The 22,668-nt window shown below is 59.6% G+C and carries 18 protein-coding genes and 1 pseudogene; 7 read left to right on the top strand and 12 right to left on the bottom strand.

The annotated features are described in order from the left end of the window. Positions 1–5: 5 nt before the first annotated feature. Positions 6–1,163, bottom strand: coding sequence for a DUF6515 family protein (locus AC3I0A_RS05070; protein WP_489376522.1), 1,158 nt, complete (start codon positions 1,161–1,163; stop codon positions 6–8). A gap of 251 nt (positions 1,164–1,414) precedes the next feature. On the opposite strand from AC3I0A_RS05070, the gene lon reads away from it, so the two are divergent. The 6 genes from lon (at position 1,415) to cmoB (ending at position 7,562) form a co-directional block, all read left to right on the top strand. Next, positions 1,415–3,832, top strand: a complete 2,418-nt coding sequence (gene lon / locus AC3I0A_RS05065) for an endopeptidase La (protein WP_489376521.1) — start codon at positions 1,415–1,417, stop codon at positions 3,830–3,832. A 200-nt stretch (positions 3,833–4,032) separates the two neighbouring features. Further along, complete coding sequence (locus AC3I0A_RS05060) at positions 4,033–4,491, top strand: hypothetical protein (protein WP_489376520.1); 459 nt, start codon at positions 4,033–4,035, stop codon at positions 4,489–4,491. 153 nt (positions 4,492–4,644) lie between these two features. After that, entirely contained in the window at positions 4,645–5,037 is a 393-nt protein-coding gene (locus AC3I0A_RS05055; RefSeq protein WP_489376519.1) for a protease inhibitor I42 family protein, read from the top strand. 2 nt (positions 5,038–5,039) lie between these two features. Next, positions 5,040–5,675: a lysoplasmalogenase gene (locus AC3I0A_RS05050; RefSeq protein WP_489378418.1), complete on the top strand. Its 636-nt coding sequence runs from the start codon at positions 5,040–5,042 to the stop codon at positions 5,673–5,675. Between the two features lie 154 nt (positions 5,676–5,829). Beyond that, on the top strand, positions 5,830–6,609 hold the full coding sequence (gene cmoA, locus AC3I0A_RS05045) for a carboxy-S-adenosyl-L-methionine synthase CmoA (protein WP_489376518.1): 780 nt from the start codon (positions 5,830–5,832) through the stop codon (positions 6,607–6,609). After that, positions 6,606–7,562 (top strand): tRNA 5-methoxyuridine(34)/uridine 5-oxyacetic acid(34) synthase CmoB, encoded by a 957-nt coding sequence (gene cmoB / locus AC3I0A_RS05040; protein ID WP_489376517.1) that lies wholly within the window; start codon positions 6,606–6,608, stop codon positions 7,560–7,562. Before cmoA ends, cmoB begins: the two co-directional genes overlap by 4 nt. A gap of 148 nt (positions 7,563–7,710) precedes the next feature. On the opposite strand, the gene tadA is transcribed toward cmoB, so the two are convergent. The 7 genes from tadA to treP all read right to left on the bottom strand — a co-directional run bounded on the left by tadA (position 7,711) and on the right by treP (position 17,245). Then, complete coding sequence (gene tadA, locus AC3I0A_RS05035; RefSeq protein ID WP_489376516.1) at positions 7,711–8,208, bottom strand: tRNA adenosine(34) deaminase TadA; 498 nt, start codon at positions 8,206–8,208, stop codon at positions 7,711–7,713. Further along, positions 8,208–9,584 carry a multicopper oxidase family protein gene (locus AC3I0A_RS05030; protein ID WP_489376515.1) on the bottom strand — a complete coding sequence of 459 codons (1,377 nt, stop codon included), beginning with the start codon at positions 9,582–9,584 and terminating at the stop codon, positions 8,208–8,210. The genes tadA and AC3I0A_RS05030 overlap by 1 nt, the downstream gene beginning before the upstream one ends. A 220-nt stretch (positions 9,585–9,804) precedes the next feature. After that, on the bottom strand, positions 9,805–10,098 hold the full coding sequence (locus AC3I0A_RS05025; protein ID WP_489376514.1) for a PTS sugar transporter subunit IIB: 294 nt from the start codon (positions 10,096–10,098) through the stop codon (positions 9,805–9,807). Positions 10,099–10,100: 2 nt separating this feature from the next. After that, positions 10,101–12,638: a phosphoenolpyruvate--protein phosphotransferase gene (ptsP, locus tag AC3I0A_RS05020; protein ID WP_489376513.1), complete on the bottom strand. Its 2,538-nt coding sequence runs from the start codon at positions 12,636–12,638 to the stop codon at positions 10,101–10,103. A gap of 63 nt (positions 12,639–12,701) precedes the next feature. Then, positions 12,702–13,925, bottom strand: a complete 1,224-nt coding sequence (locus tag AC3I0A_RS05015) for a maltoporin (protein ID WP_489376512.1) — start codon at positions 13,923–13,925, stop codon at positions 12,702–12,704. 96 nt (positions 13,926–14,021) lie between these two features. Beyond that, positions 14,022–15,671, bottom strand: coding sequence for an alpha,alpha-phosphotrehalase (gene treC / locus AC3I0A_RS05010; protein WP_489376511.1), 1,650 nt, complete (start codon positions 15,669–15,671; stop codon positions 14,022–14,024). A gap of 131 nt (positions 15,672–15,802) precedes the next feature. Beyond that, entirely contained in the window at positions 15,803–17,245 is a 1,443-nt protein-coding gene (gene treP / locus AC3I0A_RS05005) for a PTS system trehalose-specific EIIBC component (protein ID WP_489376510.1), read from the bottom strand. Between the two features lie 336 nt (positions 17,246–17,581). Between treP and treR the strand changes: the two genes are divergently transcribed. Beyond that, entirely contained in the window at positions 17,582–18,286 is a 705-nt protein-coding gene (gene treR / locus AC3I0A_RS05000) for a trehalose operon repressor (RefSeq protein ID WP_489376509.1), read from the top strand. A gap of 10 nt (positions 18,287–18,296) precedes the next feature. On the opposite strand, the gene AC3I0A_RS04995 is transcribed toward treR, so the two are convergent. The 4 genes and pseudogenes from AC3I0A_RS04995 to guaB all read right to left on the bottom strand — a co-directional run bounded on the left by AC3I0A_RS04995 (position 18,297) and on the right by guaB (position 22,531). Then, positions 18,297–18,815 carry a helix-turn-helix transcriptional regulator gene (locus AC3I0A_RS04995; RefSeq protein WP_489376508.1) on the bottom strand — a complete coding sequence of 173 codons (519 nt, stop codon included), beginning with the start codon at positions 18,813–18,815 and terminating at the stop codon, positions 18,297–18,299. A 4-nt stretch (positions 18,816–18,819) separates the two neighbouring features. Further along, positions 18,820–19,099 (bottom strand): annotated as a pseudogene (locus AC3I0A_RS04990) (hypothetical protein). A gap of 280 nt (positions 19,100–19,379) precedes the next feature. Then, positions 19,380–20,957, bottom strand: a complete 1,578-nt coding sequence (guaA, locus tag AC3I0A_RS04985; RefSeq protein WP_489376507.1) for a glutamine-hydrolyzing GMP synthase — start codon at positions 20,955–20,957, stop codon at positions 19,380–19,382. Positions 20,958–21,061: 104 nt separating this feature from the next. Next, a complete protein-coding gene (gene guaB, locus AC3I0A_RS04980) occupies positions 21,062–22,531 on the bottom strand; it encodes an IMP dehydrogenase (protein ID WP_489376506.1) in 1,470 nt (489 codons plus the stop codon). Between the last annotated feature and the right edge of the window lie 137 nt (positions 22,532–22,668).

Genomic DNA, 22,668 nt, shown 5'->3' with positions numbered 1-22,668 from the left:
CCACCTTAGTAGGTCACCTGATAACCGCGACTGCTCAGGCAGTTGCCTTGGGCCTGACGGTAGGTTTGTACCACCGCAGGTGCCGGTTGGTAGGTGACGGCCGCCGGATCGAAGCCGCTTTGCTCGACCGCCCAGCGGTAGCAGTCATAGCGATCCTGATTAATCTGCTCAGGCGTTTGCCCGCTGGCCGGGTAAGCGATCACGTCATAGCCATAGCTGACTGGCTGCGGAGGGTCGACCACTACGTACTGCTGGGTGCTCGCTTCGTACATGTAGTAAACGCCGGCCGCGAGGAAGAACAGCGCGCTGCCGATCCAGATCTCCCGAGCGTAGTCCGGCAGGTAACTGATACGGATACCACGAGGCGGCAAGACCACCACATACCGCGGGCCATGTGGGCGATACCAGTAACCACCGGAGAAGAAATAATCCCGACCGTGATACGGCACGCGATAATTTCGATCCGGGAACCTAGTGATCACATAACCCGGTCGATATTGCGGGCCAGGCCCCCAGCCGGTGCCGTGTCCACCCGGACGACCCGGCCAGCGATAATCATTGGGACGACGATAATCACCCGAACGCGAACCACCGCCACCGGTCTGCCAGCGCTGATCGCGGTCGTTGCGCCGAGGAATGTCCTCATAGTAGCCACGCAGCGGCTCTTGGGTCTGGCGGACGGTATCCGGGCGGCTTTGAATCGGCAGATTGTTGCTCGGCTGTTGCTGCACTGGCTGCTGCACCGGCCGGCTCTGCACATTGGGATCATACAGCGGACGGTTTTGCCACTGGCCGCCCTGATTCTGGCCGCTGCGTTCGAACTGCCGACTGTTGTCGCCGCGAATAATCTCGCTCTGCGCACGCGGCTGATTATTTTGCATACGCGGTTGATTGTTCTCTGGACGCGCCTGATTGTTTTGCTGTCGCGGCTGATTGCTCTCTGGACGCGCCTGCGGCTGGTTGTTTTGCGGACGTGGCTGATTATTCTCAGGGCGCTGTCGATTGTTTCCCTGACGCCCGTCGGGACCATGCTCACGCTGCCCCTCGCCCTTTTGACCTTGTCGAGGACGTTGCTGATCATCCTGCTGCTCGGCCAGCGATTGCGCGCTGACACTCATGCAAAGCAATCCAACACCTGCCAAACGCCAGATGGACGACTTCATGCTGTTCCTCACTGCGGTTCAGGACCTTATCCATAAGACTGGAAAAGCGCAGAGCGGTTCTGCGAGAGCTTATCAGTCACCCTACTTATTTTGATCGTTTTGATCGTTCCCATGCGGGAGTGGGAACGATCAGTGTGAAACCTGTCTGCCCACTGAATGCTGTTCATGAAATAACCGTTAACAACCTCTCACCATTGAAACCACCACCGACCTGCCCCATCTAACCTCCATACCCTATGCGCAGGTGCCCCATGAGCGACCAGCAAGAATTCCCGGAAGATCCCAACGACTACGCCGACCCGGAAAACGCCGAACACCAGACCTCGGGCACCGGCCTGGCCCTTCCCGGGCAGAATCTGCCGGACAAGGTTTACATCATTCCGATCCACAATCGGCCGTTCTTCCCGGCGCAAGTGCTGCCGGTGATCGTCAACGAAGAGCCCTGGGCCGAGACGCTGGAGCTGGTGAGCAAATCCGATCATCACACCCTGGCGCTGTTCTACATGGACATGCCGCAGGAAGACCCACGACATTTCGACACTTCAAGCCTGCCGCTCTATGGCACGCTGGTGAAGGTCCACCACGCCAGCCGCGAAGGCGGCAAACTGCAATTCGTCGCCCAGGGCCTGACCCGCGTGCGCATTCGCACCTGGCTCAAGCACCATCGCCCGCCGTATCTGGTGGAAGTCGAATACCCGCACCAGCCGAGCGAGCCGACCGACGAGGTCAAGGCTTACGGCATGGCGCTGATCAACGCGATCAAGGAACTGCTGCCGCTCAACCCGCTGTACAGCGAAGAGCTGAAGAATTACCTCAACCGCTTCAGCCCCAACGATCCGTCGCCGCTGACTGACTTCGCCGCCGCCCTCACCTCGGCGACCGGTAATGAGCTGCAAGAAGTGCTCGATTGCGTACCGATGCTCAAGCGCATGGAGAAAGTCCTGCCGATGCTGCGCAAGGAGGTCGAAGTCGCGCGTTTGCAGAAAGAAATCTCCGCCGAAGTGAACCGCAAGATCGGTGAGCACCAGCGTGAATTCTTCCTCAAGGAACAGCTCAAGGTCATCCAGCAAGAGCTGGGTCTCACCAAGGACGACCGCAGCGCCGACATCGAACAGTTCGAACAGCGTCTGATGGGCAAAGTCCTGCCGCCGCAGGCGCAAAAGCGCGTCGAAGAGGAAATGAACAAGCTGTCGATCCTCGAAACCGGCTCGCCGGAATACGCGGTGACCCGCAATTATCTGGAGTGGGCAACGGCGGTGCCGTGGGGCGTCTATGGCGAGGACAATCTCGACCTCAAACACGCGCGCAAAGTGCTCGATCAACACCACGCCGGGCTCGGCGACATCAAGACCCGGATTCTCGAATTCCTCGCGGTGGGTGCCTATAAAGGCGAGATCAGCGGTTCCATCGTGCTGCTGGTGGGCCCGCCGGGCGTGGGCAAGACCAGCGTCGGCAAATCCATCGCCGAATCCCTCGGGCGGCCGTTCTATCGCTTCAGCGTCGGCGGCATGCGCGATGAAGCAGAGATCAAGGGCCACCGCCGGACCTACATCGGCGCCCTGCCGGGCAAGCTGGTGCAGGCACTCAAAGACGTCGAAGTGATGAACCCGGTGATCATGCTCGACGAGATCGACAAGATGGGCCAGAGCTACCACGGCGACCCGGCCTCGGCGCTGCTGGAGACCCTCGACCCGGAACAGAACGTCGAATTCCTCGACCATTACCTGGACTTGCGTCTGGACCTGTCGAAAGTGCTGTTCGTCTGCACCGCCAACACCCTGGATTCGATTCCCGGCCCGCTGCTGGACCGGATGGAAGTGATTCGCCTGTCGGGTTATATCACTGAAGAAAAAATGGCCATCGCCAAGCGTCACTTGTGGCCCAAACAGCTGGAAAAGGCCGGTGTTTCCAAAGCCAGCCTGTCCATCAGCGACGGCGCTCTGCGCGCGGTGATCGACGGTTATGCCCGCGAGGCCGGAGTGCGGCAACTGGAAAAGCAGCTGGGTAAACTGGTGCGCAAATCGGTGATGAAGCTGATCGACGAACCGAACGCGGTGATCAAGATCGGCAACAAGGACCTGGAAGCTTCCCTTGGCATGCCGGTGTTTCGCAATGAACAGGTGCTGTCCGGCACCGGAGTGATCACCGGTCTGGCCTGGACCAGCATGGGCGGCGCCACCCTGCCGATCGAAGCGACGCGGATACACACGCTCAATCGCGGCTTCAAACTCACCGGGCAACTGGGCGACGTGATGAAGGAATCCGCCGAAATCGCCTACAGCTACGTCAGCTCGCACCTGAAACAATTCGGCGGCGATCCCAAGTTCTTCGACGAAGCCTTCGTTCACCTGCATGTACCTGAAGGCGCGACACCGAAAGACGGCCCGAGCGCCGGGGTGACCATGGCCAGTGCGCTGCTGTCCCTGGCGCGCAATCAGCCGCCGAAAAAAGGCGTAGCCATGACCGGCGAACTGACCCTGACCGGCCATGTGCTGCCCATTGGCGGCGTGCGCGAAAAAGTCATCGCGGCCCGGCGGCAGAAGATCTACGAACTGATCCTGCCGGAACCTAACCGCGGCAACTTCGAGGAATTGCCGGAGTATCTGAAGGAAGGGATTACCGTGCATTTTGCCAGGCGTTTTGCGGATGTGGCGAAGGTGTTGTTCTAAACAATTTAAAGTGCAACACACAAATGGCCGGACGTGTCGCCTGGCCATTTTAATTCTGGGCAGAACAACAATCGGACATGATATATATTGTCATCCATTCTGCTAAAAACCTGTTAGTTCTAACAGTATCTTTGGCTAATCGTCGGCGTACACTCCAAGCTCCATTCATTCGTACACCGTGAATAAAGGATATAAACCTTATGGATATCAAGCAACGAAGAAGCCTTGTCGACAACCGCATTAATGACGAAATAAAATTCCGCCACTGTTGCGAAAAAAACTACTTGAACGCCATCGTTCAGGGACGCGAAGACTTCAACTCCGAAGAGTTTTACACTAGCGTCGGTTCCCGAGAAATATTAGCTATTTTCAAAGCTGGCGAAAAAAACACCCCTCTCGATCGCGCCTTCGATATTTACATGCCTAAAAACATCGTAACGGGTGTCTACACATTAAATTCCCCAGACCAATTGGTAGAAATCGCTTTTACAGAGAATTTCCCTGCCTACCTCAGCTACTGGGCATTCGAAGGTGTCATGGACCTGACCGTGCAGGCTGATCAGCAAGAATACTTCGGCAAAATCGACGTCAAGTTCAAGGACAAACAGGGCGGCGAATTTGTATCCAAAGGCGAGTTTGCTTTTTCTCTGAATAACTAACTGCAAGGCGCAGGGTGGCTAAAGCCTGTTTGATCGTTCCCACGCGCGTGGGAACGATCAAACCATCGCCAGCCACAGGCCGCCGCTCGTCACACTTTGTCTCATCTTCGGTTATGCTCGCCGTTCGTCGTGTATGACCGGAGCTTCTGACCCATGTCCCCCACCCGCCTGCTTCTCCCCCTCAGCCTCGCCCTGCTTGCCGCCTGCGCCAGCCAATCCAGGCAGAATGTCACTGTGGATAAACAGAGCGAATGCCCGGTGCAATTGAAGACCGGGCAGAACCTGATCCTGACCCTGCCAAGCAATCCGACCACGGGTTATCGCTGGGCGATTCAGGATTCGGCCGGGGGCGTGCTGCGCAGCCTCAGCCCTGAGGTCTACAGCAATCCGGAAGACGCCGGGCTGGTGGGCAGTGCCGGGCAGTCGACCTGGCGTTTTCAGACCTTCGCCGCCGGTAACGGGCGCTTGCGTCTGACGTATTCACAGCCATGGGCGCCGGAAGTGCCGGCGGTGAAGACCTTCGATTGCGTGATTTCGGTCAACTGATCGTGGGCTGGCTGATTCTCGCGCTGATGGGCGCGGTGACCTTCATCTACGGGCTGAGCATTCATGCCGATCTGCTGTGCCTGGTGGTCAAGCCATTGCCGGTTCTGGCATTGCTCGGCTGGTTGCACGATGCACCACCCGGCGACTATCGGCGCTGGATCAGCCTCGGCCTGATGTTTTCCCTGTTTGGTGATGTGCTGCTGGCCTGGCCGGGGGATTTGTTCGTGTTTGGTCTCGGGGCGTTTCTGGTCGCCCACTTGGCCTATCTGAAAGCCTATGTAGGTGATTGCCGTCGGCTGGCGCTGTTGCCGCTGTTATTGGCGCTCGGTGTCGGCGCAGTATTGCTGGGAATCCTGATCTCCCATGACCTTGGCCCGTTGCTGATTCCGGTGATTGTTTACGGTCTGGCCATCAGCGCGATGCTCTGGCGGGCGCTGGCCCGATTGGGCAGCGATGTGCCCAAACGCTCGGCGTTGCTAGCGGCGGCGGGTGCGGTGGCGTTTGTGTTTTCTGACAGCGTGATTGGCATCAGCCGTTTTGTGGTGGCTTTTGAGGCGGCGCCTTACCTGATCATCCTCAGTTACTGGCTGGGACAATGGGGGATTGCGGCGTCGGCGTTTACGCAGAAACCGAGTTGAATTCTTCGCGGGCAAGCCCGCTCCCACAGGTACAGCGGCGCTCTTGTGGGAGCGGGCTTGCCCGCGAAAGCAATATCAATGACAACCCAGACTCCGGATTCCACTACAGCGCTTTATCAGACAGATCGCGCATCCCTCAGCCAAGTTGGCTAAAATGCCAGCCTTTTCCACCTACGCCGCTGGAACCGCCGTGAGCAAAGAACCCGATCGCCTTTTCGCCCAGCCCCTGCCTCAGGTGCCGGACTTCGCCTTCAATGAGGACGTGGTGCGGGTGTTCCCGGACATGATCAAGCGTTCGGTGCCGGGTTATCCGACCATTGTCGAGAACCTCGGAGTGCTGGCGGCGCAGTTCGCCCAACCCAATAGCGTGCTGTACGACCTGGGTTCTTCTCTCGGCGCCGTGACTCAGGCCTTGCGCCGTCATGTGCGCACCGACGGTTGCCGGGTGATCGCGGTGGATAACTCGGCGGCGATGGTCGAGCGCTGCCGCGAATACCTCAACGGCCAGGACTCGATGTTCCAGGAGCTGCTGCCGGTAGAAGTGATCGAAGGCGATATCCTCGCGCTGGAGTTCCAGCCGGCCTCGGTGGTGGCGCTGAACTTCACTCTGCAATTCATCGACCCGGACCAGCGTCTGGCGCTGCTGAGCCGTATTCGTCAGTCCTTGTTGCCGGGTGGTGCGCTGATTCTCTCGGAGAAATTGCGCTTCAATGACCTCGAGGAGCATGCGCTGCTCACCGACCTGCATATCGCCTTCAAACGCGCCAACGGCTACAGCGAACTGGAAATTGCCCAGAAGCGCAGCGCCATCGAAAATGTGATGAAACCCGATAGCCTCGAAGAACACCGCGAACGCCTGCTGGCCGCCGGGTTTTCGAAAGTCGTGCCGTGGTTCCAGTGTCTTAACTTTGCCTCGTTGATTGCCTTGCCATGATTGATCTGTCCCCCCTCGCCCGTCGTCTGGCCGGCACACCGTTGGCTGAATGGGCCAACGGCCTGCAAGCGCAACTCGACACCAAAATGGAAAAGGGCCACGGCGATCTGGAGCGCTGGCAGAGTGCGCTGGATGCCCTGCCGAAGATCATGCCAAGCCGCATTGATCTACTGGACGGCTTGACCCTCGACACCGACTGCGACGATCAAACCCGAGCACAGATGCGCACCGCACTGATGGGCCTGTCGCCATGGCGCAAAGGGCCGTTCGATCTGTTCGGGGTGCACGTCGACACCGAATGGCGCTCGGACTGGAAATGGTCACGGGTCGCCCCGCACCTGGACCTCAAGGGCAAACGCGTTCTCGATGTCGGCTGCGGCAACGGCTACTACATGTGGCGCATGCTCGGCGCCGGTGCCAACAGCGTGATCGGCGTCGATCCGAACTGGCTGTTCTTCTGTCAGTTCCAGGCCGTACAGCGTTATCTGTCGGAGCCGGCCGCGTGGCATCTACCGTTTCCTTTCGAGGACCTGCCGCCGAACCTGGAAGGCTTCGACACAGTATTTTCCATGGGTGTGTTCTACCATCGCCGCTCGCCGATCGAGCATTTGCTGGCGCTGAAAGATTGCCTGGTGAAAGGCGGTGAACTGGTGCTGGAAACATTGGTGGTCGAAGGCGACGTGCATCAAGTGCTGGTACCGGAAGACCGCTACGCACAGATGCGCAACGTCTGGTTCCTGCCGTCGGTGCCGGCACTGATGCTATGGCTGCGCCGCGCCGGGTTCAGCGATGTGCGGTGTGTGGATGTCAGCGTGACCAGCGTCGAAGAACAACGCGCAACTGAGTGGATGAAGTTTCAGTCGCTGAGCGATTTCCTCGATCCGGACGATCACAGCAAGACCATCGAAGGCTTACCGGCGCCGATGCGTGCGGTGATTGTGGCTCGTAAGTAAAAACACCAATCTTCGCATCGATGAAAATCCAAATGTGGGAGCAGCCGGTCGACGCTCGATTGCTCGCGATAGCGGACTGTCATTCAACATCATTGTTGACTGTAAGGCCCTCATCGCGAGCAAGCTCGCTCCCACAATGGTTGGGTGTTTAATCGGATGACTTGGCTCTACGCGCCTTGAAAAACTCGCTCAACACCGCGCCGCACTCTTCGGCCAGGACACCGCCTTCGAACAACACCCGATGGTTGAGAAAGCCCTGGCTGAAGAACTGACCCTGGCTTTGCACAATCCCGGCCTTGGGCTCCAGCGCGCCATACACCACCCGCGCAATCCGCGAATGCACGATCAACCCGGCGCACATGCTGCACGGCTCCAGCGTGACGTAGAGCGTGCTGCCGGGTAGACGGTAGTTGCTTGCAGCCTGCGCCGCGGCACGGATCGCGACCATCTCGGCATGGGCGCTGGGGTCGCTGCCGCTGATCGGGCAGTTGAAGCCGCGGCCAATGATTTCCCCGTCCTGCACCAGCACCGCGCCCACCGGCACTTCGCCCAGCGCGGCGCCCTGAGCAGCCAGCACCAGGGCTTCGCGCATGAAGTCCTGGTCGCGGCTACGGTCGATGATTTGCGGTTGACGCATCTGACGCATCAGGAGACCTCGATGGCGGCCATCAGGCCGGTTTCCATATGGTCGATCACATGGCAATGGAACATCCATACCCCCGGATTATCCGCCACCAATGCGACGCGAGCGCGCTCGTTTTTACCCAGCAGGTAGGTGTCGGTGAAGTACGGGGTGATCTTCTTGCGGTTCGAGGCGATGACTTTGAAGCTCATGCCGTGCAAGTGGATCGGGTGCTGATACTGAGTCATGTTCTTCAATTCGAAAATGTAGCTTTTGCCCTTCTTGAGCGTGGCAATCGGGCGGTCGGCGCAGGTCTTGTCGGTGATGTCCCAGGCCTTGCCGTTGATCTGCCACAGGCTCGGCGGTTGGCCATTGTCCACGTTCACCGAGACCGAGCCAACCCACTCGAAGTTGAAGTTGAGTTTCTCGGCGTTGGCGATGTCCGGTTCGGCGATCGGATTGGCCGGCAGCGCCGGTGGCCACTGGGTCGGCGCATCGCTGTTGGCCACCGAACGGAAGGTTCCGAGACGTACCGGACCGTTGCGCAACGAAAGCTCCTCCCCCGCTGGCGGCGCCTTGATCGCCAGGCAGATGCGCATGCCAGGCCCCAACCAGTATTCCTTGCCCAGCGGCCGCGGCTCGATCGGGTTGCCATCCAGCGCGTAGATCTGCGCTTCGACTCCGGGGATGTTGATCCGATAAGTCAGGGTGTTGTCGAGATTGAGCAAACGCACCCGGGTGATCTGCCCGGCCGGAAGGTCGACCACTGCCTGCGATACACCGTTGATGGTCGACAATCGCCCGGCCGTGCCACCGCGAGCCGCTTCACGAGGAATGCTGAACGGCACGAAGGCGCCTTCTTCATCGACGTGCCAGCTTTTCAGGCTCAGGGTTCGCTCATACTTGAAACCGCTAGGCTCGCGCTCTTCGATGATCAGCGGCCCGACCAGCCCGCGGCCCAGCTCCTCGCTGCTGTTGACGTGAGGGTGATACCAGTAGCTGCCGGCATCCGGCACGCGGAATTTGTAGTCGAAATATTCGCCGGGCAAGACCGGCAATTGCGAGACGTAGGGTACGCCGTCCATCTCCAGCGGCAGACGAATGCCGTGCCAGTGGATGGTGGTGGCAACCGGTAGATGATTGATGAAGCGCACCCGCAGCCACTCGCCCTGGCGTACCCGCAACTCGGTACCCGGCGCCGAAGGACCAAAAGCCCAGGCCTCGGTTTTATGCCCGGCGACCAGTTCGACGTCCAGGGGGGCGGCGATCAGCTCGTAGTCGTGGCCGGCATCGGCATCGGCCATCTTTCCCAGCCAATAGCGCGACGCGCCACCCGCCCCGACGCCAACTACTACAAGACCGGCCAGACCACCGAGTATTTGTCGACGGGAAAAGGACATGAACTCAACTACCTCACGTATCCGCAGCGGGCCTGGACCCGCAAAAAAGCGAATACGATACACCCGCAGTTGAGAAACAGTAAGGGCAGCGCGGCGAATGTGGCGAGGTGGGTTGTGCGCAAAACCTGGGAGCGGGCTTGCCCGCGAAGAACGATGACGCGCACAGCCTGAAAAACCGCGGAGCTCGCTTCGCGGGCAAGCCCGCTCCCACAAGGTCCGGTTACGCTTCCAATCCTACGATCAAATGCACCACCCCACCCGCCAACACCATCACCCCCGGCACACCGGCCGCGCGCAAAGCTACCGGGTCCAGTTGCGCGTCATCGTGCAGTTCCACCCGCACCCGCGTCAGGGCGATGTGTTGTTGGGATTTGAGGTTATTCGACCCGCCCAGCGCGGCCAGAACGCTCGGTTCCAGGGTCACCTCCCCAGGCTGAACAAGCACTTTAGCCTGATCCACCACCAGATCCGGTGTCAGGGCCTTCCAGAACGCCCGCTGCAATTTCTCGAACATGTTCAGTTCTCCAAAACCAATGAGGTGACGACCGCTGTCTGTTGATGCCGGTGCAAGGCATCACGCACTTGCTCGGCGCTTTCCAGGCTCAGAATCTGTTGCGCGATGAGCTGGCAATCCTGCAGATCCACCTCGCGGATCGTCGCTTTGATCGCCGGAATCAATGGCACGCTGACCGACAGTTCATCCACCCCCAATCCCAGCAACAGCGGCACCGCCAGGGTTTCGGAGGCCAGCGCGCCGCACACGCCCACCCACTTGCCATGGGCATGAGCGGCTTTCACGGTGCTGGCGATCAGGCGCAGCACTGCCGGGTGGAAGCTGTCGGCCTGACTGGCCAAACGCGGATGATCACGGTCCATGGCCAGGGTGTATTGGGTCAGGTCGTTGGTGCCGATGGAGAAGAAGTCCACCTCCGGGGCGAACAGATCAGCCATCAATGCCGCCGCTGGAACCTCGATCATGATGCCGAGCTTCGGCAACTCCCTGAGTCCCAGTATCAGCGCTTGCTCTTCGAGCATCTGCCGCGCTTCGCGCAATTCGGACAACTGCGTGACCATCGGCAGCATGATGTGCAAACGGGCCAGCCCGGCGCAGGCCAGAATCGCCCGGAACTGCTCACGCAGCAATTCAGGGCGCTCCAGGCACAGACGAATCCCGCGCATGCCCAGGAACGGATTGGCCTCGCTGTCCATCGGCACGTAGGCCAGCGGTTTGTCGCCGCCGACATCCAGCGTGCGCACCACCAGATTGCGCTCCGGCCCAAGGGCCTGGGCGATGGCGATGTAGGTGGCCGCTTGCTCGTCATGGCTCGGTGCGCTATTGCGCTCCAGATAAAGAAACTCCGAACGCAGCAGACCGACGCCCTCACCGCCCAATGTCATCGCCTGCGCAGCTTCTAGCAGCGAGGCGATGTTGGCTGTCACCTCGAAGTGATGACCGTCGCGGGTACAGGCAGCCAGCGAAGCATGCTCGAGTTCGCGCTGCTGCCGCAGTCGTTGCTGCTGACGTTTGGCCTGTAGCCGTTCGATCTCTGCCAGGTCAGGGTCCAGTTGCAGTTCCCCCTTGTCGGCATCGAGCAGCACTTGAGTCCCGCTGACCAGCGCCAGCACCTGGGTTGGCAGCCCGCACAACGCCGGCAAGCCCAGGGCCCGAGCGAGAATCGCCACATGGCTGGTGGCGCCGCCGCCCACGGTGGCAAAGCCCAGCACCTTGCTGGTGTCCAGCCCGGCGGTCTGCGACGGCGTCAGTTGTTCGGCAATCAGGATCGCCTGTTCCGGCAAGACCCAGACGCTGTCCTGTACGCCGAGAATCAGCTTGAGCACCCGCTGACCGACATCCGCCAGGTCCAGCGCACGTTCAGCCAGCAAGGCGCTGCCGAGGTTCTTGAACAGATCCGAAGTCGCCTCGGTCGAACTGCACCAGGCGAACGCGGCGCTTTTGCCTTCAGCGATCAGGACCTGAGCCTGTTCCAGCAAGCTTGGGTCTTCCAGCAACTCCTGATGCGCCTTGAAAATTTCCGCCTGCGCGTTACTTGTCGCATTGTCACGCAAGCTTTGCAGTGCTTGCGCGGCCTGAACCAGCGCACGCTCCAGATGCCCGCGCTCAACCACTGGGTCCGAGCCGAACTCAGCCACTTCAAGGGTCTGTTCCGCCACCTGCACTACCTGCCCGAACGCCGAACCCGGCGAGGCACAAACACCACGCAACAGCTTCGCCGAAGACGCTTCGACCCGCGCAACCGGCTCACTCACCACCATCACCGCAGCGACTGCTTCACCACAACCCGCCGCCAACAATTCGGTCAGGGTCTTGATCGCCAGCTCGGCATCCTCGCCCGCCGCGCTGATCTGCAAGGCATCACCCTGCGCGGTCTGCAACGCCATGATCGCCACCAGGGATTTGGCGTTGGCGCTGGCCTGTTGTTTATGCAGGCAAATGCTCGCCGCAAACCCCTTCGCCGCCTGAGCGAACACCGCCGCAGGACGTGCATGCAAACCGTTCGGATTGGGCAAGGTCAGCGGCTTCGAGAACAGAGCCTCTCCTTCTTCCACCGCAGCACTTGAGACCTGACTGCCCAGATTCAAACGCAACAACGGCTGGCCGCTCTCCACCAGACCGCTGTCGGACGTCAGCAAGGTGAAGGGCTCAGCACTGACCACCAGCACCAGAGTCAGCAGGCTGCGGGCATGCAAGGCGATGTAATCGGCGTCGAACTCGATCAGCGCCTGGCCGGCCTCGACCCGCTGCCCCTCCTCCACCAGCCGTTTGAAACCCTGGCCGTCGAGGTTCACCGTGTCCAGACCGATGTGCATCAACACCTGCACGCCGCTGTCGTCGGTAATGCTGATCGCATGACCACTGCGCTGCACATTGCTGATCAACCCGGCGAGCGGCGCGCAGAGGGTTTGCGACGTCGGGTCGATGCACAAGCCATCACCAATCAGACGGCTGGAAAACACCGGATCCGGCACTTGATCAAGCGGCATCAGCACCCCGGACAGGGGCGCTAGCAGTTGCAAATGTTGGGTTGTGGCCATGACTTCACCTGCTGTTTTTTGTTCTTTGAAGTGCCGATGGAGCGCGAGCCCCGACAGCATCGCTTATTTCCACCAGTACTCGACCTGCAATCCGACGTTCGACCCATGCCGCGCCGTACCGAATGCCCCGGTGTCGGACAACGCCGAGCCCGCCGCCAGCTCATTGGCCGCACGCTTGGCGGCCTCGTTCCAGGTGGCATAGGTGTAGTACAGACGCACTTCCGGACGCGCCCAGAAATCCGGGCCCTTGGGCGACCAGGTCGGGGCGAAAGTGAATTTGCTCAGCTTGCGTGTGCCGCCGGGGGCTTCGACCTGATCGTGGCCCAGTTCGGTGACCAGCTTGAACTGTTCAGTGATGGCGTAGGCCGGACGAATGCCGAGGGAAATCCAGTTCTGATCGTTGCCGTCCGGGCGAATGTCTTTCTGATAGACCGCCTCGACCTGACCACCGAAGCGCGGCGTCACTTGCCAGTCGAAGAACTCCACCAGACGGTAGCTCTTGTTGCTGTCGTCGAGGCCGACATTGCCGGTATAACCCAACCCGGTGCCGGGGCCTTCGCCGTATTGAAAGGCCAGTTTATTCTTGCCGCCGAAAAAGTCTTTCTGCACATGCTGGGTGGTAATCGCCCAGCCACGATGCGCGTCGCGACTGTCCGGTTTGTCGATGTAGCTCAGGCCGAACTCCAGCTCACCACCGGGGTTGGTCTTGAACCCGGCAACGTTGAAGTCGTGACGGTTGATGTAGTCCTTCTGGTACAGGTTGTCCTTGCGCGAGAAGGCGTAGCTGTATTTCAGATCGCCGATCAGCACGTCCTCGACACCGCCGCCGGTGGCGCTCTGGTTCCAGTAGTAGAAGTCGGAAATATGGATGTCGTTCCGCTTGTAGTAGCGCCGACCGGCCCACAACGAACCGCCATTGAGGCTGGGCATTTTCGACCACTGCGCGTACAGCTGCGGCATGCGCACCGAGCCGTTATCGCCTTCGAACGTCAGGCTGCGGTCGTATTGGTTATACAACGACGCCATGCCGTCGACGCTGAGCACCGAACCGTCGTCGAGGGTGAACAGGTCCTGACGCAACTCCAGCTCTGCATACTGCTCGCATTCGTTGCCCAAGCGGTATTTCGACTGCGCCCCGGGCAATTGAAAACATGACTGCGAACTGCTGTTGACCGAGGTTCCCACGCCGCTGCGCAGGTAACCGGCGAACTCCAGTGCCTGGGCCGAGAACGGCAATGCCAGGCACACGCACGATGCTGCAAGACTGCGATTTATTGTTGTTTTCAAGAGGCACCCCATTATTTTTATTGTGTAAAACCGGCAAAAGCGGCGCGCAAAACTCCCCCGCGCAGCGCTCTGCGAGTTGTTTTCAAACAGTGCTTTTTAGTGGTCGGTCAGGTGTAGAACGAACGACTCGTAAGGCCGCAGGAAGAGCTGCCGGCTGCGCGTCGGGCAGTCGCCATAGTTGCTGATTACCAGCCGCTGCTCTGTCGCGCCGTTGATCACGCCATTCGGCAATTCAACTTCGCAGGCCGCGGCGTAGAAGTTGTTCACCACCAGCAAACGCTCACCATCACCCTCGCGTAGGTAAGCCCAGACTTGCATGTGTTCGGGCAACAGCTGGCGATAGATGCCGTCCTGGATCAGCGGCTCGCTGCGACGCAAGGCGATCAACCGGCGATAGTGATGCAGCACCGAGTGCGGGTCCTCGAACTGCTGTTCGACGTTGATCTGCGCCGCGTTTTGCGGAATGCCGATCCAGGGTTCGCTGCTGCTGAAACCGGCATTGGCTTGGGCATTCCAGTGCATCGGCGTGCGGCTGTTATCCCGGGACTTCTGCATGATCGCCGCCATGTTTTCAGTCTCGGACTCACCGGTCTCACGCTTGAGGCGATAGATGTTCAGCGTCTCGACATCGCGGTACTGGTCGATGTGATCGAAGCCCGGATTGGTCATGCCCAGTTCTTCGCCCTGGTACACGAAAGGTGTGCCCTGAAGGAAGTGCAGCGCAGTGCCGAGCATCTTCGCCGAGACCACCCGGTGTTCGCCGTCATCTCCAAAACGCGAGACCACCCGCGGCTGATCGTGGTTACACCAGAACAGCGCATTCCAGCCACCGCCAGCCTGCATGCCAGTCTGCCAATCCGAGAGGATGCGCTTGAGGTCGAGGAAGTCGAAGTCGGCGCGGATCCATTTCTGCAGATTTGGGTAATCGACTTTCAGGTGATGAAAGTTGAAGGTCATCGACAGTTCTTTCGATTCAGGACACGAGTAACGAATGCAGTGCTCGAGACTGGTGGAGGACATCTCGCCGACATTGATCAGGTCAGTACCTTCGAAGACTTCGCGATGCATTTCCTGCAAGTAGTCGTGGACGTTCGGGCCGTCGGTGTAGAAGCGCCGACCGTCGCTGTTGTCCTCGGGGAAGTCCGCCGGTTTCGAGATCAGGTTGATCACGTCCAGACGGAACCCGCCGACGCCCTTGTCACGCCAGAAGCGCATCATCTTGAAGACTTCGGCGCGCACCTGCGGGTTATCCCAGTTCAGGTCGGCCTGGGTGTGGTCGAACAGGTGCAGGTAGTACTGACCGGTTTGCGCCTCGTATTCCCAGGCCGAACCACCGAACTTGGATTCCCAGTTGTTCGGCTGATCGCGCCAGATATAGAAGTCGCGGTACGGGTTATCGAGACTGCTGCGAGCCTGCTGGAACCACTGGTGTTCGATGGAGGTGTGGTTGACCACGATATCGAGCATCAACTTGATACCGCGTTTGTCAGCCTCGGCGATCAGCAGCTCACAGTCGGCCATGGTCCCGTAGCTCGGGTCGATGGCGTAGTAGTCGCTGATGTCGTAACCGTTGTCGCGCTGCGGTGAGCGCAGGAACGGCGTGATCCACAGGCAGTCGACGCCCAGCCAGTGCAGGTAATCGAGTTTGGCCACGACTCCGAGCAAGTCACCCGTGGCTTTGCCTGCGTGGCTGTGAAAACTCTTCGGGTAGATCTGATAGATCACCGAACGTTGCCAGTTTTGCATGGCGTAATCCTTTAATAAGTTTTGCTGTGTCTGGTCTGGCGTCTTCGCGGGCAAGTCGGATCGCCGCACCGCCGCTCCCACAGTGGTTCGCGGTGCTCTTGTGGGAGCGGGCTTGCCCGCGAATCGATCTATCAGGCGACGCGATATCCAGGCCGGACAATCTTCATGCTCAACCCACAGGTCAGCACGAACGGCACCACCATCGCGATGACCATCCCGACCACGAACACCGGGATGTACTGCGGAATGATCGAGATGAAACCCGGTAACCCGCCGACGCCAATCGCCGAGGCCTGGACCTTGTTCAGCGAGAGGAAAATGCCGCCCAGCGCCGAACCGATCAGCGCGGCGTAGAACGGAAATTTGTAGCGCAGATTGACGCCGAACATCGCCGGCTCGGTGATGCCGAAATAAGCGGAAATCGCCGAGGTCGAGGCCATGCTGCGGTCCCGGGCATTGCGGCTCATGGTGAACACCGCCAGCGCCGCGCTGCCTTGAGCGATGTTGGACATGACGATCATCGGCCAGATAAAAGTGCCGCCCTGAGTCGAGATCAGCTGCAGGTCAACGGCGAGGAACATGTGGTGCATGCCGGTGATTACCAGCGGCGCGTAGAGCAGACCGAAAATCGCTCCGCCGACCATCGGCGCCAGATCGAACAAGGTAACCACGCCTTCGGTGATGAGAATCCCCAGGTGCCGCGTCACCGGCCCGATGACTGCCAATGCCAGCACACCCGTGACGACGATGGTGGTGATCGGCACTACCAGCAGTTGAATGGCATTCGGCACTCGCACCCGCAGCCACTTTTCGAGGGTGCTCATGACCCAGGCCGCCAGCAGGATCGGCAGGATCTGCCCCTGATAACCGACCTTCTCGATCTGGAACAAACCGAGGATGTCGAAGTACGGCAGGCTTTGGCCATCGAGGCCGGCGACCGCCTTGCCGTAGTTCCAGGCGTTGAGCAGATCAGGGTGAACCAGCATCAGCCCGAGGACGATGCCGAGAATTTCGCTGCCGCCAAAACGCTTGGCTGCCGACCAGCCCACCAGTGCCGGGAGGAACACGAACGAGGTATTGGCCATCAGGTTGATCAGGCTCCACACACCGTCTAGCGTCGGGTAGGCCTCCAGCAGCGTTTTGCCTTCGATGAACATGCCCTTGGCGCCGATCAGGTTGTTGATGCCCATCAGCAGGCCGGCAATGATCAGCGCCGGCAGGATCGGCATGAACACATCGGAAAACACCCGCACCAGCTGCTGCATGGCGTTGGTTTTGTCAGCACCTTTCTTTTTCACGTCGGCAATGGTCGCAACGGCCAGGCCTGTCAGTTGCCGCAAGGCGGCGTAGACCTTCTCCACTTCGCCGGGGCCGATGACGATCTGAAACAGGCCGCCGGTGAAGAACGAGCCTTTGACCAGATCGATCTGGTTCAGCACTGCACTATTGACCAGGCTTGGGTCTTTGAGCGCCAGGCGCAGTCGGGTGACACAGTGCGCAGCTTGTTCGAGGTTGTCTGCACCACCGAGGCTCTGAAGAATCTCGCTGGCGATATTCGGATAATCGTGGCTCATGCTTTTTCTTCCACTTGGATTCTTGTTATTGGAGAGCGTTATTGGCAGCACGCCGAAGCGAAAAGTACTCGTCTGTACGAGTTAAAGCAACAACTCGTACAGACGAGTTGCAATTATTTATCCTGAACCCGACCAGCGGTGATTTTTCCTACACGATTTCTTCTGATCGTTCCCACGCTCCCGCGTGGGAATGCAGCCCGTGACGCTCTGCGTCACAAGAGCGGACGCAGAGCGTCCAGTGAGGCATTCCCACGCAGAGCGTGGGAACGATCATGGACAAACCCCACCTCTGCCCTTAAGGTTCCAGACCTTGAGCACAGCGGCGCAGCCATCCCCATGAGTAAATACAACCAGATCTACACTGATCTGCTTGCCAGCATCACTACCGAACGTCTGGAGCGTGGCGCCCGGCTACCTTCCGAAACCGAATTGATGGACAGCTACCAGGCCAGCCGCGGCACCGTGCGCAGGGCCATCGAGCAACTTCAGGAACGCGGCTTCGCCCAGAAAGTCCACGGCAAAGGCACCTTTGTGTTGTCGCCCAACCCGATCGAGTTCCAGTTGGGCGGGATCGTCAGTTTCCAGGAAACCTACCCACGGCTGGGCAACAACGTCAGCACCGAGGTGGTCGAGTTCAGCCAGTTCCCCCTCGAAGGCGCCCTGCTCGAACATATCCAGGCGGAGAAAGGCAGCCTCATCACCCGCATCAAGCGCGTACGGCGAATCGACGGCAAGCGGGTGATCCTCGACATCAACCACTTCGTCGCCGAGCTGATTCCGGGTCTGGATCGCAAGATCGCCGAACACTCGATCTACGCCTTCATCGAGCAAACCCTGCAACTGCAGATCAGCTATGCGCAGCGGACCATCGAAGCAGTGCCGTGCAGCAAGGATGACCGGCAGCATCTGGACCTCGACGGCCAGAGCCATGTAATCGTGGTCAGTAACCAGACCTTCCTGCAGGACGGCCGCCAGTTCGAGTACACCGAGTCGCGGCATACGCTGGACAAGTTCTATTTCTCGGATGTGGCGCGGCGCTGAGAGGGGTGTGTCAAACCAGCGCCTGCCACTCGGCGCTGAGGGCCACCACCCGGCGTGACTCCTTGACGAGATTGACGCTTTGCGCGATCCGGGCGACGTCGATCACCGGTTGTTCGAGGCTGTAGCCGCCCTTTGCATCCAGCCAGCTCAATACCTCAGCCAGGTGCCAGAGCGATGTCTTGCCCTCATGAACGGCCAACGGGAAGCTGTGGGAATGGGTCAGCATCAGTTTGCGCATGTTCTGCCGCGAAACGCCGGCGATGTCGGCAATATCCGTCAGACCGACGAAGTCCGGTGCCACCTCCACCAAACGAGCGTCGGGAATGATGCGCTTGACGTCCATCAGTGCGCTCAACAGCGCCGTTTCCGCAGTCGCTGCCTCACGGGTGAACTCCAACGCCAACCGGCCCGGTAATCCGACACCGACCAACGCGTCATCGCAGCCTGCCGCGTATAGACGTTCGACCAACTCGTCGGGATCGCAATCGCACTGCGCGAGCTGATACTTGAGGGTGAAAATGTAGTCCATTGATTTACTCCTTGAGTCGAGGTGCTGACTTCCCATCAATCACCTGCTGCGTCGTACAGTTATCAACCACTCGCCGTAGCGCCCTCGCGTGATTGAAAGGGTTCCTCCGCGTGCTGCACACGCTGGTAATACAGAACTCACCACAGCGACAGAGATCATTTCTGAAAGGGCAGTAGATCTTTCCCCAAGCATGGCTGCCGCCGACTTCTATCCGCCAGCCTCGTTCTTCGGCGTGACGCAGGGCCATTTCGATTTCTTTTTTTAGGATGAGATGCACGAGCCATCCATAGCCTCCAGTCTCGTCAAGAATCGATAAGTTGTCAACTGACAACCACAAATCCGTCGACACACATCCCGGCGCTTGAGCTGCCAAGGCCTCTCGCAGAGCGCGTCGGAAGATTATCTGGAGAGAGTACAGACGAGACCGACAATGGGCTTGGCCCATGTCTTTCAGGGTATTGCGAAGGGTTTTTACAGCCGCTGAAACGCCAGTGGCGATCGACACCGGGGTGTCGATCGCCACTGTTTACACGCGCAGATCACAGGCCGGCGAGCCGGTCTGGATCACTCCCACTCAATGGTCGCTGGCGGCTTGCTCGACACGTCGTAGGTGACGCGGGAGATGCCTTCGATTTCATTGATGATCCGGCCGCTGACGGTTTCCAGCAGCTCGTACGGCAGGTGTGCCCAACGTGCGGTCATGAAGTCGATGGTTTCCACCGCACGCAGGGCCACGACCCAAGCGTAACGACGGCCGTCGCCGACCACACCGACCGATTTCACTGGCTGGAACACCACGAACGCCTGGCTGACCTTGTGGTACCAGTCGGCCTTGCGCAGTTCTTCGATGAAGATGTGGTCGGCACGACGCAGCAGGTCGGCGTATTCCTTCTTCACTTCACCGAGGATCCGCACGCCCAGGCCCGGGCCCGGGAACGGGTGACGGTAGACCATGTCGTACGGCAGGCCGAGTTCCAGGCCCAGACGACGGACTTCGTCCTTGAACAGCTCACGCAGGGGTTCAACCAGCTTGAGGTTCATTTCTTCCGGCAAGCCACCCACGTTGTGGTGCGACTTGATCACGTGCGCCTTGCCGCTTTTGGCGCCAGCCGACTCGATCACGTCCGGGTAGATAGTGCCTTGGGCCAGGTACTTGATGTTGTCGAGCTTGCAGGACTCGGCATCGAATACGTCGATGAAGGTGCGACCGATGATCTTGCGCTTCTTCTCGGGATCCGACTCGCCTGCCAGGTTATCGAGGAACTGGTCGGCAGCATTGGCGCGAATCACTTTGACGCCCATGTTCTCGGCGAACATGGCCATCACTTGCTCGCCTTCGTGCAGACGCAGCAGACCGTTGTCGACGAAGACGCAAGTCAGTTGGTCGCCGATGGCCTTGTGCAGAAGCGCGGCAACGACCGAGGAGTCGACACCGCCGGACAAGCCAAGCAATACGTTGTCGGTGCCAACCTGAGCACGGACCTGAGCGATGGCGTCCTCAGCAATCTTCGAAGGTGTCCACAGGGCTTCGCAGCCGCAGATGTCGAGGATGAAACGCGACAGGATGCGACCGCCCTGTTTGGTGTGGGTCACTTCCGGGTGGAACTGCACGCCGTAGTAGCCGAGGGCATCGTTGAACATGCCGGCTATCGGGCAGCTCGGGGTGCTGGCCAGGATGTGGAAGTCTTCCGGCATCTTGGTGACCTTGTCACCATGGCTCATCCACACGTCGAGGCCGAACAGGCCGTCAGCGTCGATATGGTCTTCGATGCCGTCGAGCAGACGGCTCTTGCCGACCACGTCGACACGGGCGTAACCGAACTCACGCAGCTCGGAACCTTCAACCTTGCCACCCAGCTGTTCAGCCATGGTCTGCATGCCGTAGCAGATACCGAAGACCGGTACGCCCAGGTCCCAGACCGCTTGCGGTGCGCGCGGGCTATCGGCGATGTGTACGGACTCGGGGCCGCCGGCGAGGATGATCCCCTTCGGTGCGAATTCGCGAATCGCTGCGTCGTCCATGTCGAACGGATGCAGTTCGCAGTACACGCCGATTTCACGCACGCGGCGGGCGATCAGCTGGGTGTACTGGGAACCGAAATCGAGGATCAGGATGCGGTGGGCGTGAATGTCGAGGGCCATGGTCATTCTCGTCTAATTTCAGAAACGACACGGGGCTGAAGAAAACAGCCCCGGTTACTAAAGTCATCAATCACCTTCAGGCCTGAACCTGAAGGCGATCACTATCAACCTACGCGATAGTTTGGAGCTTCTTTGGTGATCTGCACGTCGTGGACGTGGGATTCAGCCATGCCGGCGCCGGTGATGCGCACGAATTCAGGCTTGGTGCGCATTTCTTCGATGTCGGCACTGCCGGTGTAACCCATCGAAGAACGCAAGCCACCCATCAACTGGTGGATGATGGCGCTCAGGCTGCCCTTGTAAGGAACGCGACCTTCGATACCTTCCGGTACCAGCTTCTCGGCACCCGCGGAGGAGTCCTGGAAGTAACGGTCGGAAGAACCTTGAGCCTGGGACATAGCACCCAGCGAACCCATGCCACGGTATGCCTTGTACGAACGGCCCTGGAACAGTTCGATCTCGCCTGGCGCTTCTTCAGTACCGGCGAACATCGAGCCCATCATCACGCAGGAAGCACCGGCTACGATGGCCTTGGACAGGTCACCGGAGAAACGGATGCCGCCGTCGGCGATCAACGGAACGCCAGTGCCTTCAAGGGCAGCCGCGACGTTGGCGATGGCGCTGATTTGCGGCACGCCGACACCGGCAACGATACGGGTGGTGCAGATCGAGCCAGGGCCGATACCGACCTTGACCGCATCAGCGCCCGCTTCGGCCAGGGCCTTGGCGGCAGCGCCGGTGGCGATGTTGCCGCCGATGACCTGCACTTCAGGGAAATTCTGTTTGACCCAGCGAACGCGGTCGATCACGCCTTTGGAGTGACCGTGAGCGGTGTCGACCACCACCACGTCAACGCCGGCATGGACCAGGGCAGCTACGCGCTCACCGGTGTCTTTACCGGTGCCGACCGCAGCGCCAACGCGCAGACGACCCTGGTCGTCCTTGCTGGCCAATGGGTAGGCTTTGGCTTTTTCGATGTCGTTGACGGTCATCATGCCTTTGAGAGCAAATTTGTCGTCGACGATCAGTACGCGTTCGATGCGGTGTTTGTGCAACAGCTCGCGTGCTTCATTCTTGTTGGCGCCTTCCTTGACCGTGACCAGACGCTCTTTAGGCGTCATCACTTCGCGGACGGTGGCATCCAGACGGTTCTCGAAGCGCACGTCACGGGAAGTGACGATGCCGACCAGGTCGCCATTGTGCAGTACCGGAACGCCGGAAATGTTGTGCATGCGGGTCAGTTCGAACAGATCACGAACCGTGGCGTCAGCCTCGATGGTGATCGGATCCTTGACAACGCCGGCTTCGAACTTCTTGACCTTGCGCACTTCGGCAGCTTGCTGCTCGATGGTCATGTTCTTGTGGATAATGCCGATGCCGCCTTCCTGAGCCATGGCAATTGCCAAACGGGCTTCAGTGACGGTGTCCATGGCGGCAGAAACCAGAGGAATATTCAGTTCGATGCCACGGGTCAAACGGGTTTTGAGACTGACTTCGTTAGGAAGCACCTCGGAATAACCGGGCACTAAGAGAATGTCGTCGAAGGTCAGAGCTTCTTGGCTGATACGCAGCATCGCGGGGGCTCCCGAGCGGGAAAATGGAAGCGCGCCATTATACTCAGACACCCCCCTGAGCTCAATGTAAACCTTGGCCTATTATTGACAGAGCGATAGGAGGGGGATTTCAGGACCGCAGCGCCTGCATCGCGAGC

It is taken from the genome of Pseudomonas sp. KH_024_B2 (genome assembly GCF_057839965.1).
This window is presented reverse-complemented; position numbering and strand designations above follow the sequence as displayed.

Excerpts from the sequence above, each read along its gene's own strand:
- AC3I0A_RS05070 (WP_489376522.1), bottom strand. The coding sequence starts at position 1,163 with ATGAAGTCGTCCATCTGGCGTTTGGCAGGTGTTGGATTGCTTTGCATG.
- lon (WP_489376521.1), top strand. The coding sequence starts at position 1,415 with ATGAGCGACCAGCAAGAATTCCCGGAAGATCCCAACGACTACGCCGAC.
- AC3I0A_RS05060 (WP_489376520.1), top strand. The coding sequence starts at position 4,033 with ATGGATATCAAGCAACGAAGAAGCCTTGTCGACAACCGCATTAATGAC.
- AC3I0A_RS05055 (WP_489376519.1), top strand. The coding sequence starts at position 4,645 with ATGTCCCCCACCCGCCTGCTTCTCCCCCTCAGCCTCGCCCTGCTTGCC.
- cmoA (WP_489376518.1), top strand. The coding sequence starts at position 5,830 with ATGCCAGCCTTTTCCACCTACGCCGCTGGAACCGCCGTGAGCAAAGAA.
- cmoB (WP_489376517.1), top strand. The coding sequence starts at position 6,606 with ATGATTGATCTGTCCCCCCTCGCCCGTCGTCTGGCCGGCACACCGTTG.
- tadA (WP_489376516.1), bottom strand. The coding sequence starts at position 8,208 with ATGCGTCAGATGCGTCAACCGCAAATCATCGACCGTAGCCGCGACCAG.
- AC3I0A_RS05030 (WP_489376515.1), bottom strand. The coding sequence starts at position 9,584 with ATGTCCTTTTCCCGTCGACAAATACTCGGTGGTCTGGCCGGTCTTGTA.
- AC3I0A_RS05025 (WP_489376514.1), bottom strand. The coding sequence starts at position 10,098 with ATGTTCGAGAAATTGCAGCGGGCGTTCTGGAAGGCCCTGACACCGGAT.
- ptsP (WP_489376513.1), bottom strand. The coding sequence starts at position 12,638 with ATGGCCACAACCCAACATTTGCAACTGCTAGCGCCCCTGTCCGGGGTG.
- treC (WP_489376511.1), bottom strand. The coding sequence starts at position 15,671 with ATGCAAAACTGGCAACGTTCGGTGATCTATCAGATCTACCCGAAGAGT.
- treP (WP_489376510.1), bottom strand. The coding sequence starts at position 17,245 with ATGAGCCACGATTATCCGAATATCGCCAGCGAGATTCTTCAGAGCCTC.
- treR (WP_489376509.1), top strand. The coding sequence starts at position 17,582 with ATGAGTAAATACAACCAGATCTACACTGATCTGCTTGCCAGCATCACT.
- AC3I0A_RS04995 (WP_489376508.1), bottom strand. The coding sequence starts at position 18,815 with ATGGACTACATTTTCACCCTCAAGTATCAGCTCGCGCAGTGCGATTGC.
- guaA (WP_489376507.1), bottom strand. The coding sequence starts at position 20,957 with ATGGCCCTCGACATTCACGCCCACCGCATCCTGATCCTCGATTTCGGT.
- guaB (WP_489376506.1), bottom strand. The coding sequence starts at position 22,531 with ATGCTGCGTATCAGCCAAGAAGCTCTGACCTTCGACGACATTCTCTTA.